We start from the raw sequence: 3,142 nt of genomic DNA on the forward strand, positions 1-3,142 counted from the left end.
TCCGCGATCGCCCGTGCTGTCAGTGGGTTGTCGCCGGTGATCATCACCGTGCGGATGCCCATCCGGCGCATCTCGTCGAACCGTTCCCGCATGCCCTGCTTCACGACGTCCTTGAGGTGAATCACCCCCAGCGCCCGGGCCGGCTCGGCGCCGACGCGCTCCGCGACGACGAGCGGCGTGCCGCCCGACCCGGAGATCGCGTCGACGATCTCGCCGACGTCGTTGGTCGGGTGCCCGCCGTTGTCGCGGACCCATTTCATCACCGCGGTCGCGGCGCCCTTACGGACCTGCCGGACCTGCCCGCCCTCAGCCACGTCGACGCCCGACATCCGCGTCTGCGCGGTGAACGGGACCCAGGTCGCGCTACCGAGCTCGCCGGCGGTGCGTTCCCGCAGCCCGTGCGCGGTCTTGGCGTACACCACGACACTGCGACCCTCGGGGGTCTCGTCAGCGAGACTCGACAACTGCGCGGCGTCGGCAAGGTCCTGCGCGGTCACACCCTCAACCGCGACGAACTCGCCGGCCTGCCGGTTGCCCAGCGTGATGGTGCCGGTTTTGTCGAGGAGGAGGGTGTTGACGTCGCCGGCGGCTTCGACGGCGCGGCCGGACATGGCCAGGACGTTGCGTTGGACGAGGCGGTCCATGCCGGCGATGCCGATCGCGGACAGCAGCGCCCCGATCGTGGTCGGGATGAGACATACCAGGAGTGAGACGAGGACGATGCCGGTGACGCCGTTGCCGTTGAGGGCGAGGCTGTCGGGTGCGAACGCCTGCACGCCCTTGGAGTAGATCGCCAGGGGCTGTAGGGTCGCGACGGCGAGCAGGAAGATGATCGTCAGCGACGCGAGAAGGATGTTGAGGGCGATCTCGTTCGGTGTCTTCTGCCGGTTCGCGCCTTCGACCAGGGCGATCATCCGGTCGATGAACGACTCGCCCGGCTTCTGGGTGATGCGTACGATGATGCGGTCGGAGAGGACTTTGGTGCCGCCGGTGACGGCGCTGCGGTCGCCGCCGGATTCGCGGATGACGGGTGCGGATTCGCCGGTGATGGCGGATTCGTCGACGGAGGCGATGCCTTCGATGACGTCGCCGTCGCCGGGGATGACCTGTCCGGCTTCGACCACGACGATGTCGCCGAGTTGCAGGGCGGCGGCGGGCACGGATTCCTCGACCCGGGCGTCGCCGATGAGGCGCCGGGCCATGGTGTCGGTCTTCGCCCGGCGCAGGGTTTCGGCTTGGGCTTTGCCGCGGCCTTCGGCGACGGCTTCGGCGAGGTTGGCGAAGATGACGGTGAGCCACAGCCACACGGTGATGGCCCAGGCGAAGACGCTGGGGTGCAGGACCGCCAGGACGGTGGTGAAGACCGAGCCGATCTCCACGATGAACATGACCGGGTTGCGCCACAACGTGGCAGGGTTGAGTTTCCGGAGCGCGTCGGGGGTGGACTTCCACAGTTGCTGGGGGTCGAGCAGTCCACCGGCGACCCGGCGGCGGGTTGGGGCGGTCATGTCGCTTCCTCGAGAGGTGGTCAGGGTGCTCATCGGACGCCCTCCGCGAGCGGGCCGAGCGCCAGGGCAGGCAGGTAGGTCAGCAGGACCACGACGACCGTGACCGCGACGACCATGCCGATGAACAACGGCTGATACGTCCGTAGCGTCCCGGCCGACTGCGGCACCGGTGTCTGCCGGGCCAGGGACCCGGCGAGGCCGAGGACGAGGATGATCGGCAGGAACCGGCCCAGCAGCATGCACAACCCCAGCGCGGTGTTGTAGAACGTCGTGTTCACGCTGATGCCGGCGAACGCGGAGCCGTTGTTGTTCGACGCGGACGTGAACGCGTACAACACCTCCGACAGGCCATGCGCGCCTGGGTTCGCCATCGACGATCGTGCGGTGGATGACCCCATCGCCACCGCCGTGCCGACCAGGACCAGCGCCGGGGTCGTCAGCAGATACAGCGACGCGAATTTGATTTCGCGGGCGCTGATCTTTTTGCCGAGGTATTCGGGGGTGCGGCCGACCATGAGGCCGGCGACGAAGACGGTGATGACGGCGAGGATGAGCATGCCGTACAGGCCGGAGCCGACACCGCCCGGTGCCACCTCACCGAGCATCATGTTGAGCATGGTGATCATGCCACCCAGCGACGTGTAGGAGTCGTGGAAGGAGTTCACCGCCCCCGTGGACGTCAGGGTGGTGATGGCGGCGAAGGTGGCGGACTGGGAGACGCCGAAGCGGGTTTCGGTGCCTTCGGTGGCGGCGCCGGCCGCGGTGGGCACGGTCCCGCCGTGGGCGAGTTGCAGGGCGTTGATCGCGATGATGCTGGCGATGGCGAGGATCGCCATGATGCCGGCGATGGCCAGGCCCTGGCGTTTGTCGCCGACCATCCGGCCGAACACGCGGGGCAGGCTGAACGGGATGAACAGGATCAGGAACAGTTGCAGCCAGTTCGTCCAGCCGGTCGGGTTCTCGAACGGGTGGGCGCTGTTGGCGTTGTAGAACCCGCCGCCGTTGGTGCCGAGTTCCTTGATGACCTCCTGGCTGGCGACGGGTCCGCCGGTGATGCTCTGCGCCGCGCCGGTCAGGGTGGTGACGGTGGTGCCGTCGGTGAGGTTCTGCACCATGCCCCCGGCGATGAACAGTGTCGCGCCGATCACCGCGACCGGCAGCAGCACCCGCACGCAGATGCGGACCAGATCGACCCAGAAGTTGCCCAGCTCGGTGGTTTTGGATCGGGCGAACCCGCGGACGAGGGCGACGGCGACGGCGATGCCGACGGCGGCGGAGGTGAAGTTCTGCACCGCCAGCCCGGCCATCTGCACCAGATGTCCCATCGTGGACTCACCCGAGTACGACTGCCAGTTGGTGTTGGTGACGAAACTGACCGCGGTGTTCCACGCCTGATCCGGCTTGACCGCGTCGAAGCCCAGCGACAGCAGCAGATGCTGCTGGACCCGCTGGAACAGGTACAGGAACAGGATGGAGATGGCGGAGAACGCCAGGACGCTGCGGGCGTAGACACCCCAGGACTGCTCACCGGCCGGGTTCACCCCGACCGCCCGGTACACCAGGCGTTCGAACCGGGTGTGCCGGGTCGAGGTCACCGCCCGGTACATGTAGTCACCGAACGGCCGGTACACCAG

Annotated in this window: 2 protein-coding genes; both read right to left on the reverse strand. The window is 68.0% G+C overall.

Going from position 1 to position 3,142, the window contains the following annotated elements:
• Positions 1 to 1,508: potassium-transporting ATPase subunit KdpB (kdpB, locus tag AB0K00_RS57620; RefSeq protein ID WP_363540183.1), on the reverse strand; the 1,508-nt coding region annotated here is incomplete at its 3' end.
• Positions 1,509 to 1,537: 29 nt separating this feature from the next.
• Positions 1,538 to 3,142 (reverse strand): potassium-transporting ATPase subunit KdpA, encoded by a 1,605-nt coding sequence (gene kdpA, locus AB0K00_RS57625; RefSeq protein ID WP_363540185.1) that lies wholly within the window; start codon positions 3,140 to 3,142, stop codon positions 1,538 to 1,540.

It is taken from the genome of Dactylosporangium sp. NPDC049525 (assembly GCF_040676755.1).
Classification (GTDB): Bacteria; Actinomycetota; Actinomycetes; order Mycobacteriales; family Micromonosporaceae; genus Dactylosporangium.